This window comes from Paenibacillus sp. CMM36, from assembly GCF_053570945.1.
In genome coordinates this window covers 85182-103431 of record NZ_JBSEDY010000007.1, presented here as the reverse complement: position 1 = coordinate 103431, position 18250 = coordinate 85182, and the positions used below count along the sequence as shown (strand labels likewise).

At 46.3% G+C, this 18250-nt stretch carries 16 protein-coding genes; 3 read left to right on the top strand and 13 right to left on the bottom strand.

What is annotated here, in order from left to right; all coding sequences use genetic code 11:
- Positions 1–312 precede the first annotated feature (312 nt).
- Positions 313–1380 (bottom strand): AI-2E family transporter, encoded by a 1068-nt coding sequence (locus ACWA2B_RS15585; RefSeq protein WP_029515726.1) that lies wholly within the window; start codon positions 1378–1380, stop codon positions 313–315.
- A 211-nt stretch (positions 1381–1591) separates the two neighbouring features.
- On the opposite strand from ACWA2B_RS15585, the gene ACWA2B_RS15580 reads away from it, so the two are divergent.
- The gene (locus ACWA2B_RS15580; RefSeq protein ID WP_029515727.1) at positions 1592–3565 is read left to right on the top strand and encodes a methyl-accepting chemotaxis protein; all 1974 of its coding nucleotides are present in this window, start codon (positions 1592–1594) and stop codon (positions 3563–3565) included.
- 165 nt (positions 3566–3730) lie between these two features.
- On the opposite strand, the gene ACWA2B_RS15575 is transcribed toward ACWA2B_RS15580, so the two are convergent.
- From ACWA2B_RS15575 to cymR, 4 genes are all read right to left on the bottom strand, one after another.
- Positions 3731–3943 carry a hypothetical protein gene (locus ACWA2B_RS15575; RefSeq protein WP_013311529.1) on the bottom strand — a complete coding sequence of 71 codons (213 nt, stop codon included), beginning with the start codon at positions 3941–3943 and terminating at the stop codon, positions 3731–3733.
- Positions 3944–3953: 10 nt separating this feature from the next.
- Entirely contained in the window at positions 3954–4475 is a 522-nt protein-coding gene (locus tag ACWA2B_RS15570; RefSeq protein ID WP_029515728.1) for a PRC-barrel domain-containing protein, read from the bottom strand.
- A 136-nt stretch (positions 4476–4611) separates the two neighbouring features.
- Complete coding sequence (locus ACWA2B_RS15565) at positions 4612–5763, bottom strand: cysteine desulfurase family protein (RefSeq protein WP_029515729.1); 1152 nt, start codon at positions 5761–5763, stop codon at positions 4612–4614.
- A gap of 10 nt (positions 5764–5773) precedes the next feature.
- On the bottom strand, positions 5774–6193 hold the full coding sequence (gene cymR, locus ACWA2B_RS15560; RefSeq protein WP_013311532.1) for a cysteine metabolism transcriptional regulator CymR: 420 nt from the start codon (positions 6191–6193) through the stop codon (positions 5774–5776).
- 304 nt (positions 6194–6497) lie between these two features.
- Here cymR and mnmA point away from each other — a divergent pair, with 304 nt between their 5' ends.
- A complete protein-coding gene (gene mnmA / locus ACWA2B_RS15555) occupies positions 6498–7619 on the top strand; it encodes a tRNA 2-thiouridine(34) synthase MnmA (RefSeq protein WP_029515730.1) in 1122 nt (373 codons plus the stop codon).
- Between the two features lie 90 nt (positions 7620–7709).
- Here mnmA and ACWA2B_RS15550 read toward each other — a convergent pair whose 3' ends face one another.
- Positions 7710–8174 (bottom strand): DinB family protein, encoded by a 465-nt coding sequence (locus ACWA2B_RS15550; protein WP_069012468.1) that lies wholly within the window; start codon positions 8172–8174, stop codon positions 7710–7712.
- Positions 8175–8273: 99 nt separating this feature from the next.
- Here ACWA2B_RS15550 and ACWA2B_RS15545 point away from each other — a divergent pair, with 99 nt between their 5' ends.
- The gene (locus tag ACWA2B_RS15545; RefSeq protein WP_165149671.1) at positions 8274–9104 is read left to right on the top strand and encodes a PPK2 family polyphosphate kinase; all 831 of its coding nucleotides are present in this window, start codon (positions 8274–8276) and stop codon (positions 9102–9104) included.
- A gap of 114 nt (positions 9105–9218) precedes the next feature.
- Here ACWA2B_RS15545 and crcB (ACWA2B_RS15540) read toward each other — a convergent pair whose 3' ends face one another.
- The 7 genes from crcB (ACWA2B_RS15540) to ACWA2B_RS15510 form a co-directional block, all read right to left on the bottom strand.
- Entirely contained in the window at positions 9219–9575 is a 357-nt protein-coding gene (gene crcB / locus ACWA2B_RS15540) for a fluoride efflux transporter CrcB (protein WP_029515732.1), read from the bottom strand.
- The gene (gene crcB, locus ACWA2B_RS15535) at positions 9572–9973 is read right to left on the bottom strand and encodes a fluoride efflux transporter CrcB (RefSeq protein WP_029515733.1); all 402 of its coding nucleotides are present in this window, start codon (positions 9971–9973) and stop codon (positions 9572–9574) included. Before crcB (ACWA2B_RS15535) ends, crcB (ACWA2B_RS15540) begins: the two co-directional genes overlap by 4 nt.
- A gap of 85 nt (positions 9974–10058) precedes the next feature.
- Positions 10059–11369: a replication-associated recombination protein A gene (locus ACWA2B_RS15530; RefSeq protein ID WP_029515734.1), complete on the bottom strand. Its 1311-nt coding sequence runs from the start codon at positions 11367–11369 to the stop codon at positions 10059–10061.
- 356 nt (positions 11370–11725) lie between these two features.
- On the bottom strand, positions 11726–13867 hold the full coding sequence (locus ACWA2B_RS15525; protein WP_318627539.1) for a HelD family protein: 2142 nt from the start codon (positions 13865–13867) through the stop codon (positions 11726–11728).
- A gap of 235 nt (positions 13868–14102) precedes the next feature.
- Entirely contained in the window at positions 14103–15920 is a 1818-nt protein-coding gene (locus tag ACWA2B_RS15520; RefSeq protein ID WP_029515736.1) for an ABC transporter ATP-binding protein, read from the bottom strand.
- A 97-nt stretch (positions 15921–16017) separates the two neighbouring features.
- Positions 16018–17316 carry an NCS2 family permease gene (locus tag ACWA2B_RS15515; protein ID WP_029515737.1) on the bottom strand — a complete coding sequence of 433 codons (1299 nt, stop codon included), beginning with the start codon at positions 17314–17316 and terminating at the stop codon, positions 16018–16020.
- Positions 17317–17491: 175 nt separating this feature from the next.
- Positions 17492–18241 carry a tRNA threonylcarbamoyladenosine dehydratase gene (locus tag ACWA2B_RS15510; protein ID WP_029515738.1) on the bottom strand — a complete coding sequence of 250 codons (750 nt, stop codon included), beginning with the start codon at positions 18239–18241 and terminating at the stop codon, positions 17492–17494.
- Between the last annotated feature and the right edge of the window lie 9 nt (positions 18242–18250).

Below are 18250 nucleotides of genomic sequence, written 5' to 3'. Positions count from 1 at the left end.
ACAGGCCATAAAAAAACAGAAAAACGCCCCTGAACGGATCAGGGACGATTGTATCGCGGTACCACCCTGGTTAACGCCGTCCCCTCTGTACGAAATGCCCATGCGCAAGCTGCACACCAACATTTGCTTAACGGACGATCGATCGCCTTGTTTTCACTGGTAACGGGAGCATCCCGGCGGGTTCAGCCCGCACTTCGAAATGAGCTTTCCCTACTGGATAAACACATTTAAACATACTCAATTCAGTATATCCGTGTCATTTAGCCGTGTCAACGCGATATCAGACAAGATACATACGGTGTAAGGACAAAATCAGATCGTTTTCCGCTTCACGTAATAAGCAAAAAAATGTTGAAGTCCTACCTTTAATACCGCCATCACGGGAACCGCTAAAATCAAGCCGGTAATTCCCGCAATTTCACCACCCACTAGCAGAGCGAAAATAATGGCTATCGGATGCAGATGCAGCGTTCGTCCTACCACCTGGGGAGAAATGACATTGCTTTCCAACACTTGAATACAAGTGTTAACGACCACGACCAAAAGCACCATTTTGAAGGAGATTGTAGAAGCCATGATTACTGCCGGAGCGGCTCCCAAAAAGGGGCCCAAATATGGAACGATGTTAAAAACCGCAACCACTCCTGCCAGCAACAGCGCATAAGGCATGCCAATCAGCATATATCCGAGATAAGCCAGCACGCCAATAATGACGCATACCAGTAATTGTCCCCTGACATAGTTGCCAAGCGCCTGATCAATTTCCTTAAGTACCGTTACAATCGCCTTACGACGAGAACGCGGGAGGTAAGACACAATCGTCCGCTCGAACACATCAAAATCTTTCAAAATATAAAAAATGAGGAACGGTACAATGAATACATTGAACAGCATGTTGATCATCCCGCCGATGTTATCCATAAAGGTAGAAATTCCGGTTGCCATCCGATTCTCTAGTTGGAAAAACCATTGATTCATACCCGTTCGCACCCCTTGGGGCAAAATGCCGCTATCCATATTCGTCATTAATCCCTGTGCATGCATGGTCAGCTCAGGCAGATGCTCATTCAGCTCATCCAGTTGTTCAATAAACATCGGAATCAGGTTCATCAGAATCACAACGAGACTGGCCAAAAATACAGCATAGATGAGCAGCACAGCTACGCTTCGAGGCACCTTGCGACCGCCCAGCATATTGACAACAGGATTAAGTACATAGGAGATGATCATCGCTACCGCAAACGGAGCAATGATTGTTTTCAGAAATTCATACAAATGAAAAAACAAAGGTCGCAGCAGCCAGATAAAATATAGAATGACAAGTCCCAGCAGCGTCCATATTCCGTACCGGAACAGTCTACTTTTCGTTAATTGCTCCATTTCGTGCCCCCTTACCGGACTAGCCTTCTTTAAGTATATGCCTGTACCTCTACTTTAATCCTTCCCGCGAGTCTGGAATGCTCCATCGATTACCATTGTAAAAAAATGATGAAAACGGATGAAAATAATTAACAAAGTCATTCCATCTGACGATATAAGTACAAAGCACTATTTTAGGATTTCATATTTCTGAAACATCGGGGGTCATTACATGAACTTAAAAATCAAGCTTATTCTCCTTTTCACTTGCATTGTTATCGTTGCAGCCGGGCCTTTATCCGTTATTAGCATGACAAGTATCAAAAATCAGGCTAACCGTGACATACAAGAGCTTATGACTAGTAAAGCCACCGAAACCGTCAATCAGCTCGACGGATGGACCAGCGGCAATGCCAAAATTATCGAGACACTGGCTGCAGGTCTGGAATCGAGTGATATTTCATCAGATGCCAAAACCGTATCTCTGAAAGCAGCTTTTGAAAACTATAAAGATCAAAATATTTCCAACATCTACGCAGGCTTTGAAGATGGATCCTACTGGGATGGATCTGGCTGGTTTGAAGCTGGTTATGATCCTCGCGCTCGTCCGTGGTACAAGGATGCCAAAACCAAGGGAGAAATGTATTATTCCTCACCTTACACCGATGCAGGCAGCAATGACTTCACCATTTCTATTGCTAAACCTCTCAAAGATTCCAACGGCTCTATCACCGGGGTAGTCAGCGAGGATATTATGTTAAATGATATGACAAAAATCATTAAAGACATAAACCTGAACGGATTAGGCTACGCATTTCTGATTGACCAGAATGGAGTTGTGGTCGCACACCCAGACAGCAAGCTGGCCGGTAAAAACCTTAAGGATACGCCCGAGTTGGGTTCATCAACTGCGGCCCTGCTGAGCACAGCTTCGGGAAAAACAGACTATACCTATAATGGCAGTGACCGTCAGCTTTATTTTAAAAAGATGCCTAGCACTGGCTGGATTGTAGGATTGTCCATTTCAAAAGATATTGCTTTTCAGGAGTATTACTCCACTCGTAATCAGTTGATTATTACCGTTGCTATCATCTTGGTCGTTGCTATGCTGCTGGCAATCTGGGCGGCAAACAACTTTATCAAGCCAATTCGGAAGCTTCAAGTGAACGTCAAACGTATAGCTGAAGGCGATATGACAGCTCGTGTGGACATTAAGGGTAAAGATGAAATTGCCAGCCTGGGTACAGATTTTAATATCATGTCTGATAATCTCTCTCACCTGTTGCGCAAGGTATCAGATACTGCAGGCGATGTCAGCTCAGCTTCCCATGATATGCATCAGCACGCTAAGGATACTGGAACCATCGCGTCACAAATCTCCAGCGCAGTTCAGGAACTTGCCCAAGGAGCGAGCGACCAAGCTGAGGCTGTATATTCCGGCTCTGAGAAGCTGACTCACATGACAGGCTCCATCGACCAGATTGGCGAAAGTGTCAAACGGACCCAAACTGCCGTATTCGAAACAGATTCTGCCGTGCTTGCAGGGTATGAAACAGCTGAACGTCAAGCGAAACTGGCCGCCGAGTCCAGACAAACGACGACTGCGGCAGGGGAAGCCGTAGATTCACTCACGCTAAAAACTCAGGATATTGAGCGGCTGGCCGGAGCCATCCATGATATCGCCGCACAAACAAACCTGCTGGCCCTCAATGCATCTATCGAAGCAGCACGGGCCGGGGAACACGGACGAGGTTTTGCCGTCGTCGCGGGAGAAGTGAGAAAGCTGGCTGAGCAAGCGGGCAGTTCCAGTGACAGTATCATGAGTAAGCTGGAAGAAATTAAGATTGCAGGAGTACAAAGCGCGGAGGAAATGAAGAGGGCTCTTGCTGTAACTGTAGAACAGGAGCACGCTGCCATTGCAACGAGACAGGCGTTTGAGTCCATTCGTGGCGCTTCTCAGCATATGCTTGCCCAAATTGAGGACGTTACAGCCGCCGCAGATGATCTCCGTGTGAATGCCGGGCATATTTCCGACGTCATTTCCAGCGTTGTCGCTGTTTCTGAGCAAAGTGCAGCATCTACAGAGGAAGTGGCCTCCTCTGTGCAAGAACAAGGTCATGCCATGAATAATATTGCTGACCTTTCTGCCAAACTCGATTCTCATGCAGATCTTCTATTGGAAGAGGTCAAACGCTTTAAATTGTAGAACTTACAATCTTCACAATAACGGTATACAAAAGAGGGTGCCCTCAGCCATTATGGCCGTACGGGGCACCCTCTTCGTTGTTTTTTATCAAGCGTTATACAACCTACTAAGCCGTATGTAGATCACACCTCTTAGTTAGCAGCCTGTCCACTTTTGGTGTCCAGCTTAGGAAGAAGCGTGAATTTGCGGCAAGTCCTGTTGTGCCATCTCATCTCCAAAGAATAGGTCGTCCAGCGAACTGAGCGTTCCATCCTCTTCCACTTGGTAGACAGACATTTTTTCACCATTCACCTGAAGTTCGATAAAGCATCCCCAGCAATAAAATTGATGGGAGCCAATTTTTCCGATATCTTTGGAATTACAATTCGGACATCTCAATAAACTCACCCTATCCATTAACAGAATATATGGCTTTTTCCAGACGCTGCTCGCTTAATGGGGGAACCATAACAGCATTTTCCCCGATGGACATCTCTTCGGTGCAGGGCAGCCATTTCCGCCCCTCTATAATATCCGATACAAAACCATCGCTGATTTCCAAGCCTATTATGTTATTGCCCATTTCCTGGTCAAAATAAACATCCGAGATGTGCCCGAGCATAAGCCCTTCCTCTGTTAGCACGGATAGATCCTTCAGTTTACAAGGCCCAAGCAAGTACGTATGTTGTATATCATGGGCCTCCATTTTACGCACAGCCTGCTGATTGCGAATCATGATCGCATCCTCACCGTAAGCAACGATGTCATCCCAAGCAACCATTTTCACGTGAGAAGAAAAAAGTCCCTTTCCTTCCAACTCGATCCCTGAGATTCGCCAATCCGCTGTCACCATAAAGTCATGTATTTTACCAATCTGCTTCCCGTCCTCCACATCGAAAACGGCAAGTCCGATCATATCTTGAAGCTTCATATATAGGGTACCTCCTCATTCTGCAATCTGAACGAAGGTGCGGTCCTTTTCCTACATGCCTGTCAGACCTTGCTTCCGTTCATGCAATGAAATGGAAAAACCGCCCCTCCCTTCTTATTAAAATGCGGAGAAATCCCTAGTACCTAGTACGCAGCCGCTTCCATATGGTTTCAATTTTCTTGGCCGTGTATTCCATTTCTTCCGTAGTATTACCCAAACCGAAGCTAAACCGAATCGCTGAATGTAAAACATCTTCAGGAAGATCCATCGCCTGCAATACATGCGATAGCTCTAAAGATCCGGAAGTGCAGGCTGATCCGCTTGCTGCTGCGATTCCTTCCATATCAAGGTTCATCAGCATGGTCTCTGTACCAATGGCCGGAAAGCTAACATTGAGAACATTAGGTAAAGAATGATCAGGGTCACCGTTAATCACAAAATTTTGGCTACCCAGAGTGTCTTCCAACCCTTTAAGCAACGTCTGGCGAAGAACCGTATCGTGCGCCCCACGCTCCTCAATGGAAGCATTAGCAAGAGTTGCGGCTTTAGCCAGCCCCGTAATACCGGCGATATTTTCTGTTCCGGCACGGCGTTTCTTTTCCTGAAGTCCCCCATGCATTAGCGGCTGAAGGCGTGTACCTTGGCGGATATACAATGCCCCAACCCCTTGCGGTCCGTTAATCTTATGACCAGACACACTCAGTAAGTCAATCGGAAGGTTCCGGCAGTCGATGGATATATGACCGAAAGCTTGAACCGCATCTACATGGAATACAACTCCATGTTCTCTCGCAATCTGCCCTACTTCTGAGATCGGCTGAATGACGCCCACCTCATTGTTGGCATACATCATGCTGATCAAAAAAGTATCTGGTCGAATGGCAGCCTCGATATCCGCAGGGTTCACGCGTCCAAACCCGTTGACCGGGACATAAGTTACCTCATACCCCGCTTTTTCCAGCTCATCACAAGCATGAAGCACTGCATGATGTTCAACCGCAGTTGTAATCATATGCCCTGAAGTACGGCCGTCTGCCGTAGCCGTCCCAAACAGGGCCAGATTATCACTTTCTGTTCCTCCGCTCGTAAAAATAATTTCTTCAGGCTTGCAGCCCAAAGAGGCCGCAACGGCATCCCGAGCAGCGCTGACGGTGCGCTTGGCATCGCGGCCAAAGGCATGAACGCTCGAAGCGTTGCCGAATTGGCCAGTCATGATGTCCATCATAGTCTGCGCAACCTCAGGATGCATAGGAGTCGATGCGGCATGATCCAGATAAATTCTGTTCATGTTATCCACCTCAAATGTAGAACATGTAATTATCCAATTCATCATGTTCTTGGTATGTGATCAAGTCCTTAAGTGTAGTAGAATCCAACACTTCAGCGATGCTGTCACGAATTCGCAGCCACAGCTGACGTTTTGCCGGATCGTCTTCTTCCGTGAAATCGACCGGAGAAATCGGACCTTCCAGTACACGAATGATGTCTCCCGCTGTTACTCCTGCCGGTTCATTCGCCAAAATATAACCGCCGTAAGCACCACGGATACTTTTTACCAAACCTGCATTACGCAAAGGCGCAATGAGCTGTTCCAGATAATGCTCTGACAGCTGATTTTTTTCGGCAATACTTTTCAAAGAAGTTGGACCTTCGCCAAACCTGGCTGCAAGTTCCATCATAATGGTCAGGCCGTAACGGCCTTTCGTTGATATTTTCAATTGTGCCACCTCACTTATAGTAACAATTCCGTTAAACACGCGGAATAACTGGTGCTGTAAACCTCTCTATTCCGATCCTAACCCTCAGCTTATGTTAACATATTAGGGCAGGTAAAGGGAAACATTACGGTAACAATCTTAAAAAAAGTTGCTTTCGGGCGATTTGGAACAGCTTTAGCCCGTTTTATGTAGCTTTCTTCCATCGTTCGCCGTGTCGTTTGATCGTCCAAACATCGTATCTTATTATCGTTTATGTTACAATAGGTGGGTTCTACAACTATATTGAAAGAATTGGGTGATGACCATGGCTAAAGCCAATCATGAAACCCGTGTCGTCGTCGGGATGTCCGGTGGCGTCGACTCATCCGTTACTGCGCTGCTGCTGAAGGAGCAGGGCTATGACGTAATCGGCATCTTCATGAAAAACTGGGATGACACGGATGAATTTGGCCGTTGTACGGCTGAGGAGGATGCGGAGGATGTGCGCCGTGTCTGCGAACAGATCGACATTCCTTACTATACCGTCAATTTTGAAAAAGAATACTTCGATAAAGTATTCTCTTATTTTCTTGATGAATATAAAGCTGGACGCACACCCAACCCGGATGTCATGTGTAACCGTGAAATTAAATTCGGCGAGTTTCTAAATAAAGCGCTGGATTTGGGAGCAGATTATGTTGCTACTGGACATTATGCACGGGTTGTGGAAGAAGACGGCCACTTTACTTTGCTGCGAGGCGTGGACAGCAACAAGGATCAAACTTATTTCCTGAATGCGTTAAGCCAAAAGCAGCTATCCCGAACCATGTTCCCTATCGGTCATCTGCCGAAACCAGAAGTGCGTAAAATTGCGGAAGCTGCGGGACTGTATACGGCCAAGAAGAAAGACAGCACAGGCGTATGTTTTATCGGCGAGCGTAATTTCAAGGAGTTTCTGAGTGGATATCTACCTGCAAAAGGTGGAGACATGGTGGATATCGCTACTGGTGAAGTCAAAGGACGCCACGATGGTCTGATGTACTATACACTGGGTCAACGTCAAGGCTTGGGCATTGGCGGCTCAGGTTCAGGCGAACCGTGGTTCGTAGCGGATAAGGATCTGGAGAAGAATATTCTGTATGTGGTACAGGGTGATCGTCACCACAGCCTGTATTCTACCAGCCTGATTGCAACAGATGTGAACTGGATTGAAGGCGCAGATACTCGTCCGACCGGCGAATTCCGTTGCACAGCCAAATTCCGTTATCGCCAACCTGATCAGCAAGTAACTTTACAATGGCTTGCGGATGGGACCGTGCATGTCATATTCGATGTACATCAAAAGGCCATTACGCCTGGACAAGCTGTTGTATTTTACGACGGGGAACGCTGTCTGGGTGGAGGAACCATTGATAAGGTTGAAAAACTTCAGCCTGAAACGGTTTAAATGAAAGCCATTTTGCATTGATATAGCAGGAATTAAAAAAGTCGTCTCTCCAGATTTGGAAGGGGCGACTTTTTTTTATGAAAGTTTATTTTAGTTCATGGCTTGTAAAGAATTCATAATCTGCTCTTTATGATGTCTGTCATGCTGGACAAACATTTCTTGCAAAAAATTTCCCATGGTGTATGAGCTATTAGGAAATTGACGGATAAACATTGATTCTGAAACCATCTTGAGCTTCACAATCATTCGCCTACGCTCTGCAATAGCTTCATTTAACAAATCATGTGGTTTCATATTTCTGCCGAATGCAACGGACGAATCGTTAAACGCTTGTACATCAGGATGTTCTTGGAGCGTAATTTGTTCCTCATTGATAATCTGTATGAGTGTCTTAGTGAAGCTTTTGTCCCACCCCATAATATGACTGATCATATCTTGTATTGACCATGTACCCACTATGGGTTTACGAAGTAGCTCATCTGAGTATGGAGATAAAGCTGTAAGAAATACAGTCCATTTTTCTAAATCTTCAGAAATCTCAGCTATCGTCGCCAATTGAATTCCTCCTTTAAGGTAAGTAACTTTTGATAACATCCTCATTTGGGTATATGATGTAAACAAGATCATACTTCAATTGAAAAGGAGCGTGCCTTTATGTCTGATTCATTAGGAATGCTGACACCAGGTAAAAAAGTTTCTTTGAAAGAATGGGACCCTAAGGATACAAATAATATCAAAAATAAAGAAGAAATCCGACAGGAAACAGATCAATTGAAGGAACGCTTCACGGAATTACAAAGCAAATTATTTACAGAGAAAAAACAATCCGTTTTGTTTATATTTCAGGGCATGGATTGCAGCGGCAAAGATGGCGTCATCAAACAAGTATTTTCTAATCTGAATCCGGCGGGGGTGACAGTCCACAGCTTCAAATCACCTACGGCTGAGGAATTAAGTCATGATTTCTTGTGGCGTGCTCATAGCGTTACCCCAGGACGTGGATATATTGCAGCATTTAACCGTTCTTATTATGAAGATGTGCTAATTACACGTGTTCACGGACAGATATCCGATAAGCAGGCCAAACGGAATATTAAGCATATCAAGCATTTTGAACAGTTGTTGCTGGATAATGGTGTAAAGGTGGTTAAAATCTTTTTACATATTTCAAAGCAATTTCAGTTAGAAAAGCTGATCGACCGAATTGAAAAGCCTCACAAAAACTGGAAACTCGATCCAAGTGATTTGCAAGAACGGAAATTTTGGAAGCAATATACCCAGTATTATGAGGATGTATTAGAGCTAAGCGCAACCAAACAAGCTCCTTGGTATGTCGTTCCTTCAGACAACCGTTGGTATAGGGATTATACTGTGCTGCGGATTGCCGTCCAAACGCTGGAGGAAATGAAGTTGTCTGATCCTGATCCAAGACCTGAACTCGAATCCCTTTTACCTGAATTGTACAAAGAACGAGATAAAAAATAGCTGTATAGGTACAGCACTAAGCTTCCAAAACCGTATCACGGCTGAGAATGCCTTGAGTCGGGATTGGAAGCTTTTTATTGCATTTTTACGTGTTATTTCGAAAATGTATAAAGCTTAACTGACTCTGTACCCGATAGCCGCAGCTACAACTCCTACCACGACAGAGGAAAGTACATACGTAGCCATGCGTCGGTATTCTTTGCGCTCCATCAGTTGAAGAGATTCATAGCCGAATGTGGAAAAGGTGGTGTAGCTGCCACAAAAACCTGTTCCTAACAGCATCCAGAGTGCAGGAGACAACTGGTGTTGCGTAAACTCACCATAGAGCCAGCCTAGCAGCAATGAACCGCTGACGTTAATGATCCACGTCCCCCACGGGAATACGGTACCCAACCTCTTGCCGGCCCACATACCAAGCCCGTATCTCGCCAGTGTACCCATAATCCCGCCTGCCGCCGCCCACCAGATCATAAGCGTTCCTCCTTCGGAGCAGCCTGCGTCATTTTTGTACCTAGACGGATACCTGTCCATGTCAAAAATAGCCCTCCGCCTACGCTTAGCAGGAGGTACAACACAGCCGTCAGCATACGATCGTGAACTGTGAGGCGTACAGCATCCACTGCAAAAGTGGAAAAGGTGGTAAAGCCCCCTGTAAAGCCTGTTCCGATGGCAAGTCGCAATCGCGGCTTGATCCGCCATGATCGCAAGGTTACCGTAAAGAACCAACCAAGAAACAGGCAGCCGATCCAATTAATTAGCAGCACACCAAGTGGAAAATCCGCACCCGCCGCAGGCAGCAGCGATTGCAGGCCATAACGGGTAGAGGTTCCAAGCGCTCCGCCCGCGGCAACGAATAACATGTCTTTCATTTTTTTATCCCCTTCTTCGCACTTGCACGATCATGGCGTAACGTGACGATATCGTACACACTCTGTATATTAAGTCGCACATATATTAAGACTGTGAATCCCGCCAGCGCTGGTTTTGCCTGATTTTTGACTCATTCCCCTGCTCAGTAGCCTGATAGAAGGTTTGGTCTGCTATCGCATCGGGCAAATATTGCTGCTTCACATAATGATTCGGATAATTATGTGGATATTGGTAGCCTACATGACCGAGCTTTTCCGAGCCTTTGTAGTGTGCGTCACGCAAATGGAGTGGCACCTCAGCCGATTTGATATCGTCCATAGCCAACATGGCCCGTGAAATCGCCGTATATACAGCATTCGATTTGGGGCTTTCCACAGCGAACAAAATAGCCTGTGCAATGTTCAGCTTGGCCTCGGGCCAGCCGTTATTGCGATAGGCTTCAAGCGCACTCACCGCTTGCACCATTGCCTGCGGGTTCGCCAGACCAATGTCCTCGCTGCTTGCCGCGATGAGGCGGCGGATAAAGGTCATCGGGTCCATACCGAGTTTTTCTACGGCGTACAGGAACCAGAACAGCGCGGCATCGCTGGAGCCGCGAATGCTTTTGTGGAAGGCCGACAACACATCATACTGCGTGGATTCATCTGCTTTGACAATCGGGCGGCGAATGGATTCCTCAGCGACTTCCAGTGTCACGTGAATCGTGCCGTCTGCCAGCGGAGGCGTTGTGAGCGCCGCCAGTTCCAGCGCGTTTAAAGCGCGGCGGATATCGCCGTTCGCCATGGAAGCGATGTGAGCCAGTGCAGCTTCATCGACCTGGAGCTGCATGTAGCCAAGCCCTTTGTCCGCATCGCTTAAGGCGCGGCGCATAGCAGCCAGCGAATGTTCCTGCGTTAACGCTTCAAGCTGGAACAACGTAGAACGGCTCATCAAAGCGCCGTTGACGTAGTGAAAGGGATTTTCAGTCGTGGCGCCAATAAACACGATCGTGCCCTTTTCCACCGCGGGCAGCAGTGCATCCTGACGTGAACTGTTAAAACGATGTACCTCATCGAGAAACAGAATGGTTTTTTTGCCATACATCGATTTATTCGTCTGTGCAAGGTCAATGACTTCTCTTACGTCTTTCACAGATGCTTCTACAGCATTCAGACGTACAAAATCGCCTTGCGTGTGTTGCGAGATGATATGTGCCAGCGTTGTTTTGCCGCATCCCGGTGGTCCGTACAACAAAATTGAAGAAACCTGATCTGCCTCTATGGCTCTTCGCAGCAGCTTACCTGGACCCACAACATGCTCCTGTCCAATATATTCATCCAGTGAAGTCGGACGCAAGCGATCCGCAAGCAACCGATTGCTTGGCGTTGACTCTTGGGAATATGAAAATAAGTCCATTTCTTTCACTTCCTTATGATTATGAACGAACACTTTCTTTTATCTTTGAAAACATACTATATTAGGCTCGCTCATACGGTTGAAAAACATGAAAATTCAAGTCATCTATAATTCTGATACGGTGTAAACCGACTCTTATTCTACCATATCCGTTAACAAGTTGCAGATAGCATGGTCATGGCACAGCTGTAGGTCTTCAAGTCAGTCGCCCATAAAAAAGAAAGAACAGCCTTAGACGAAAGATGATTTCGTGGCTGTTCTTCGACTGGCATGATTTCATAATTTCATCACTAAGATAAACAGTAAACAAAAAGGAATACAACAACTCAGGCGGTACTTTACAACGCTTTTTCTGTTTACTTCGTCTGTGCCTGTACGTAACTAGGAAGTGAGCCATCATGCAATAGCCACAACTCATGCAGCGCACGGGTACATCCTACATACAGCAGCTTGGCATCCCATGCCCGTTCTCCATAATGCTCATGGTCGGCATCCGCCACAATAACTGCATCGAACTCCAGACCTTTGGATAGGTACACAGGCAGTACCGACAAACCGCCCTCATATTGCTTTTTACCACCGTCAATCAAATTCACATCCATCCCCGCACTTGTGAAAACCTCATGCAGTTCCACAGCCTCTTTTAAGGTACGTGTCAGCACAGAAACAGTACGATACTCCCTGGAGGACAGCTCTTTTAGAGCGGTGAGCAAACTCTGCTCACGCACCGATGAGTCGTAAGATATAGTGCGCACCGGATCGCCACTACGAAATACTGGAACTGCCGTAATACCGCCGCGAACTCCCTGCTCCAAAATCGTGTTTGCAAATTCTATAATTTCCAAGGTTGATCTATAGCTCCGCGTAAGCGCAAAATACCCGGTATGTTCCGGTGCAAAAAGAGAACTCATTTCCTCCCATGCATGTACGCCACGGTATTCATGAATGCCCTGCGATAAATCGCCCAGTATAGTAAAGGAATGTCCTTTGACGAACAAATCCAGCAATGCGATATGAAAAGGTGAAAAATCCTGCGCTTCATCAATGACCACATGGTCAAAACGTTGAGATGATTCTACCTCATGAATCAGCACGTGGAGATACACTAACGCAGTCAGATCTTCTTCACGGATAATCTGTTTTCGCAGATCCGACTGTGTAGCCTTAAAAATAGCAGTCGGCAGAGAAGCCTTCATCTCTGCAGCCGTATCTGCGGGTAACCCTTTAGCTGCTTGAAAAAGCTGCTTGTAGAGCGTCAGTGCGTCGTATTGTGGCCATTTTTTAGCATATGCCTTTTCCCGTGCCCCTGCCTTTTTTTTGCGTTCCTTGAGTGCTGCCGCCGAAGGCGACTTTTTCAGCTCCATTTCAATCCAGCGGTGCACTCTTGCCAGCACACGCTCCTTCCGCTTCGCGAGCGGATAAGGCTTATACTCCTCATTAAACCAATTCAAAATCTCAGCTCGCGGCAGCATCGCTCCATCCCATGGTGAAAAATCCTCCTCGGGAACGGAAATGGGCTCCAGTCGTTCAACAAAAGCTTGAAGTAACTCCATAAAGTGAACTGAACCCTTGAATCTTCCCGGCGCCTCATCCATGGATTCCTCTCTCAGACTGCCACTCTCAAACCAATAAGATAATGTTTCGGCAGGATCAGCCAAAGGTAAATCCAAACCCAACAAGTCCAGCGCCCAGTCTGCAAATGTACTTTGCTGAATATCTCCGACCCCCAGCTCAGGAAGTACATCTGAAATATAGTCGAGAAACATATGGTTTGGTGCGAAAATGACCATTTTGTCCGCTGATACCTGATCCTTGTATTGATACAGTAAAAATGCGAGACGATGCAGCGCTACCGTCGTCTTGCCACTACCCGCTACCCCCTGAATAACGAGGGCAGTATTTTTAGCCGCGCGGATGATCTGATCCTGCTCCGCCTGAATGGTAGATACGATATCCCGTAAACGGTTATCCTTGTTTTCACCTAAACGATAAACGAGAAACTCATCGGAAACGGCCGGCTCGTCGCTTTCACGATTATACGTATCGGCTACCCGTTCCAGAATTCTTTTCCGAATGACAACGTTGCGCTTCAGATAGACCAAACCCTCAATAGTTCCCTCAGGAGCTTCATAGGACGCGGTTTCTTCACCACCTGTAAATGAATAAAATAAGCTGGCAATCGGTGCACGCCAATCAATCACCAGCGGATACGCTGACGTTTCTTCACGCTCTACTCCAATTTTACCGATATAAAGCGGCTTCCGCTGCCCTCTGCCACGCTCGTCAAAATCCATACGCCCAAAATAAGGCTCCTGCGAGCTTTTAGCCAAAGCCTGGCGTTTTTCCTCCCGTGCAGATTCCAGCACTTGCTCTGTAAAATCATGCCCAGTGTATACTGGCGTATTGCGAAGCCGTTCCAATCTCCGATCAATTTCCTCCATAGCAAGCGACAGCCTGTGCTGTTCTTCTTGATAGGCACTTTGAAACTCATTCTCCATTTCAGTTACCTCCTAAGAATATCAAGTCTCGATTTCTGCATCATCCACTTGCTCCGACACAAAAAAAGGAAAGTAAGCGTAACACATTTAACCATAAAAATCCAACCTTATTTCTAATCCCCCTATTTCCCTACTCTTTCACAAAAGTATGGAGCTTTTCGGCACCAGCGAAGCGGGTGATTTGAATCCGAAGAAGCGGAGCGATCGGAGGATCAAGTCACACGCGAAGCGGCCTCTAATACTCCATACTTCTCTCCCCCATCTCCACAAACTGCTTTTGAGCCAGCTCACGGTACACCTGATGGGACTCTAATAACTCTGTATGAGTTCCTGCACCGGTCACCTTGCCCTTGTCCAACACGATAATCTGGTCGGAGTGAACCACCGTAGACAAACGATGAGCAATGACAATCGTCGTGCGTCCTTCCATCAAGTTCGCTAGGGCCTTCTGTACCTCATGCTCAGATGAGCTATCCAGACTAGATGTAGCCTCATCCAGCATGAGGATGTCAGGGCTACGAAGAAGCGCACGCGCAATAGCGATCCGTTGACGCTGGCCTCCGGACAGCTTCATTCCCCGTTCTCCCACCTCAGTGTTGTAGCCTTGAGGTAGATCCATAATAAATGTATCCGCATACGCCATCGTAGCTGCTCGTCTCACTTCTTCCAAGTCAGCTTCGCGCCCCAAGCCATATGTAATGTTATCTCTGACCGTTCCGGTCATCATTGAGCTTTCCTGCGATACATAACCAATTTTGGAGCGCCAAGAGGAAAGTGTATATGACGATATCGGTTCGTCTCCATAACGAATTTCCCCTGTATCTGGCACATAAAAGCGCTCTAGCAATGAAAATAAGGTGGATTTCCCACTCCCGCTCGGACCCACGAATGCTGTCGTCCGGTTAGCCGGAATGACCAAGTTTGCATTATGAAGAACCTCTTCACCTTCGGTATAGGAAAAGACAACATCACGAAGTATAATATCTCTGCTCTCTTTTGCCGCTTCCTGCTTCAACTCGAGCGGTTCCTCTTCATGATCTAAAATCGTCTGAATCCGTTCAGTAGCCCCAACCACCTTTTGCAGACGTGAATACAGAGTCGTGAATTGTGCCATCGGTGTGATCACCTGAAATAGCAGCAAAATAAATGCCACCAAATCCCCCGCGGTCAGCACACCCGATGCAACGCGAACACCACCAACCCCCAATATAATGACCAGTACTGCAGTCAACAAGAAGGTAGAAATTGGACCTACAAGGGCCAGGATACGTGACTCTTGCAAACCGAAGCGGAACATCCGGTAAATACGATCCTCACCAGCCTGAGCCTCTCTGCTTTCGGTTCCGTAGGCCTTCACCAGTCTGATTTCGCCGATAACCTGACTTAACACTGAGGTCAGATCTGCCATCTCATCCTGCTGTTTTTTGGAGATGCGGTACATTTTTCTGCCTACCGGAAATAAAATTAGAGCTGTTAGCGGAACAATAGCCATAATAATGAGCGTCATCACCCAATCCAGATAAAATAACAATGCAATACCACCAATAATTGCAATCACATTAGAAATCAAATTGACTAGATACTCCGTAATTAAGTTCATAATCAGGCTTGTATCATTAGTGACGCGACTCATCGTATCTCCTGACCGATTTCTATCAAAGTAAGGTATAGGTAGAGATAAGATTTTATGCCATAAGCGTTTGCGCAAATTAGCCACAATCTTATGCCCAGCATAGTTCAACATATAGATAGAAACTGCCGAAGCCACCGCTTGAATCACAAAAGCGCCAAGCAGACCAACAATGACCATACGGTTTAGTGAAGAAAAGGTCAAGCCATCAATCAACCCTTTAGTCATCATGGGTACGATTAAACCAGCCATGGTCTGAATCAGGGTCAGAATCAGGGCGATGATCAGAATGGCTTTGGGCGGATGCGCACTCGCAATCAATTTGATAAACCGCCCCATGCCAGCCTTATCCGGTCTTTTACCCGGCTTTTCCTTCATCCGGTCCTCCTGCTCTTCTTGGTGTATATGATGTTCTTTTTCCATATACCATCAACCTCGCTTCCTGTCTGACCATTCTTGTTCAAACAACAACACCCGCGCTCTGCGCGGGTATGAACAGTACAATCTATCTTCGAGTTTACTACACCAGAGAATGAAGCACAAAATTTGCCACAAACAGTACAGATATGATATATAATGCGATAGGTACTTCCTTGCCCCGTCCTGCTGCCAGCTTGGCTACAGGGTATGCAATAAAACCAAATGCCATTCCGTCTACGATACTATAAGTAAAGGGCATCATCACCATGATCAGAAATGCAGGAAACGCTTCAGTAAAATCACTGAAATCCATCTCTCGCACATTTTGCACCATTAGCCCCCCAATGATGATCAACACGGGTGCAATGGCACTATCAGGAATATAAGCCAACAGTGGAATAAAGAAAAACGTCGCCCCGAATAAAATAGCAGTTACCAGCGGTGTCATTCCCGAGCGTCCCCCTGCTGCAATACCAGCCGTCGATTCCGCAGCGGCTACCGCCGGACTGCTGCCCAAAATACCGGCAAAGATATTGGTTACAGCCAACACACGCAAGCTGTTTTTAAATAAATCCGGTCTACCAATCATGTTGGTTTGTGCAGTAATCATACCAATATTCTCGAATAGCACAATGAGTAGGAGCAAAAAGACAGCGATCCAGAAAGCTACCGAGACAATGCCTGAAAAGGAAAGCTCTCCAAACAATTGCCCATACTGTCGCACCGTTTCAGAGGTTCGTACCGTGCTTGTAGGCTCTACAGCTCCCAGTATATAAGCAAGCCCAGTTCCCGCCAAAATACTAATTAGTAAACCTCCCTGAACGTTACGCACAAACAATACAATAGCGAGCAGCAACGTTACACAAGCCGTAATTACCTTGGGATCATTAAAATGGCCAATAGCCACAAAAGTCGTCTGATGAGCAATCACGATGCCGCTTTTTTGCAAACCGATAAAGGTTAAAAACAAACCAATGCCTACCGTAATTCCGTGCTGCAAATTATGGGGAATCGCTTGGCTAATCAGCTTGTACAATGATGTAAAGGCCACAATGGCGAATATCACCCCTGTGACGGCAACTACCATCAACGCTTCCTGCCAGCTCAGCTTCATGGAATGTACCAGCGTATAAGTGAAAAAGGCATTAATTCCCATCCCTGGTACAACGACCATTGGAGATTTCCCACCAAAAGCCATCAGTAGACAGCCGATCATCGATGTCAGCAGTGTCCCGAGCATCGCCCCTTGGAGGGGAATCCCGGCATCTGACAAAATAGTCGCATTAACCATAACAATGTATACCACGGAAAAATAAGAAATGGCCCCAGCGGCTAATTCCTTTTTCCAATGATGCTCGGGCTTGTAACCGAGACTTCTGGACCATAGTCCATCCTTCATACCAAAACCCTCCAGCAAGTTGTTCAATCTGTTTACAGTAAGCTGCACTTTTTCAAAACAAAAAAGAGCTGTAGCAACTGTGACACAAAGGATGTGATGCACAGAACTACAGGTCTTAAAGTGAATACATACTGCTGTAAATCTAACGAATGCACTGCCATGCTATTTTTACAACTTACACACCAGCGTGTTCTAATAAATCCTTCACGGCTACACTAACCATGATCAGTCCTGCTACCGGAGGTACAAATGCATTGCTTGCAGGCGGCTGCTTCGCTTTCCGGATTTCAGGTGCGTTGGCAGGTACAATTTTTTTTGTAATTTCTTCACGTGGCTTCTTTGGTTCCTCATCGGAGAATACAACCTTGACGCCTTTGGTAATGCCTTCCTTACGCAACTTGGTGCGGATGACACGGGCAATCGGGTCCATTCTGGTTTGGGAAATATCCGCTACTTGAAAACGACTTGGATCCATTTTATTCGCAGCGCCCATACTGGAGATCAGCGGAATCCCCCGTTTCAGGCATTCCTTAATCAAATGAATTTTGTAAATAATCGTATCTGAAGCATCCAGCACATAATCCAGTTCGTACTTAAATAACTCCTCATACGTTTCTTCCGTATAAAACATGTTCAGTGCAATCGCTTCACATTCAGGATTAATCAGCTTCACACGCTCTACCATCAGATCCGCCTTTTTTTGACCTACCGTCGTTGTCAACGCATGTATTTGGCGATTAATATTGGTGATATCTACAACATCTTTATCAATCAAAATGATACGTCCAACACCTGTGCGCGCCAGTGCTTCCACTGCAATCGAACCGACACCGCCGATACCCAGCACGGCCACCGTGCTATTTTTCATAACCTCAAGACCTTCAGTTCCGATAGCCAGTTCCGTTCGTGAAAATTGATGCAACAATATGGTATA

Excerpts from the sequence above, each read along its gene's own strand:
- ACWA2B_RS15585 (WP_029515726.1), bottom strand. The coding sequence starts at position 1,380 with ATGGAGCAATTAACGAAAAGTAGACTGTTCCGGTACGGAATATGGACG.
- ACWA2B_RS15580 (WP_029515727.1), top strand. The coding sequence starts at position 1,592 with ATGAACTTAAAAATCAAGCTTATTCTCCTTTTCACTTGCATTGTTATC.
- ACWA2B_RS15570 (WP_029515728.1), bottom strand. The coding sequence starts at position 4,475 with ATGAAGCTTCAAGATATGATCGGACTTGCCGTTTTCGATGTGGAGGAC.
- ACWA2B_RS15565 (WP_029515729.1), bottom strand. The coding sequence starts at position 5,763 with ATGAACAGAATTTATCTGGATCATGCCGCATCGACTCCTATGCATCCT.
- mnmA (WP_029515730.1), top strand. The coding sequence starts at position 6,498 with ATGGCTAAAGCCAATCATGAAACCCGTGTCGTCGTCGGGATGTCCGGT.
- ACWA2B_RS15545 (WP_165149671.1), top strand. The coding sequence starts at position 8,274 with ATGTCTGATTCATTAGGAATGCTGACACCAGGTAAAAAAGTTTCTTTG.
- crcB (WP_029515732.1), bottom strand. The coding sequence starts at position 9,575 with ATGATCTGGTGGGCGGCGGCAGGCGGGATTATGGGTACACTGGCGAGA.
- crcB (WP_029515733.1), bottom strand. The coding sequence starts at position 9,973 with ATGAAAGACATGTTATTCGTTGCCGCGGGCGGAGCGCTTGGAACCTCT.
- ACWA2B_RS15530 (WP_029515734.1), bottom strand. The coding sequence starts at position 11,369 with ATGGACTTATTTTCATATTCCCAAGAGTCAACGCCAAGCAATCGGTTG.
- ACWA2B_RS15525 (WP_318627539.1), bottom strand. The coding sequence starts at position 13,867 with ATGGAGAATGAGTTTCAAAGTGCCTATCAAGAAGAACAGCACAGGCTG.
- ACWA2B_RS15520 (WP_029515736.1), bottom strand. The coding sequence starts at position 15,920 with ATGGAAAAAGAACATCATATACACCAAGAAGAGCAGGAGGACCGGATG.
- ACWA2B_RS15515 (WP_029515737.1), bottom strand. The coding sequence starts at position 17,316 with ATGAAGGATGGACTATGGTCCAGAAGTCTCGGTTACAAGCCCGAGCAT.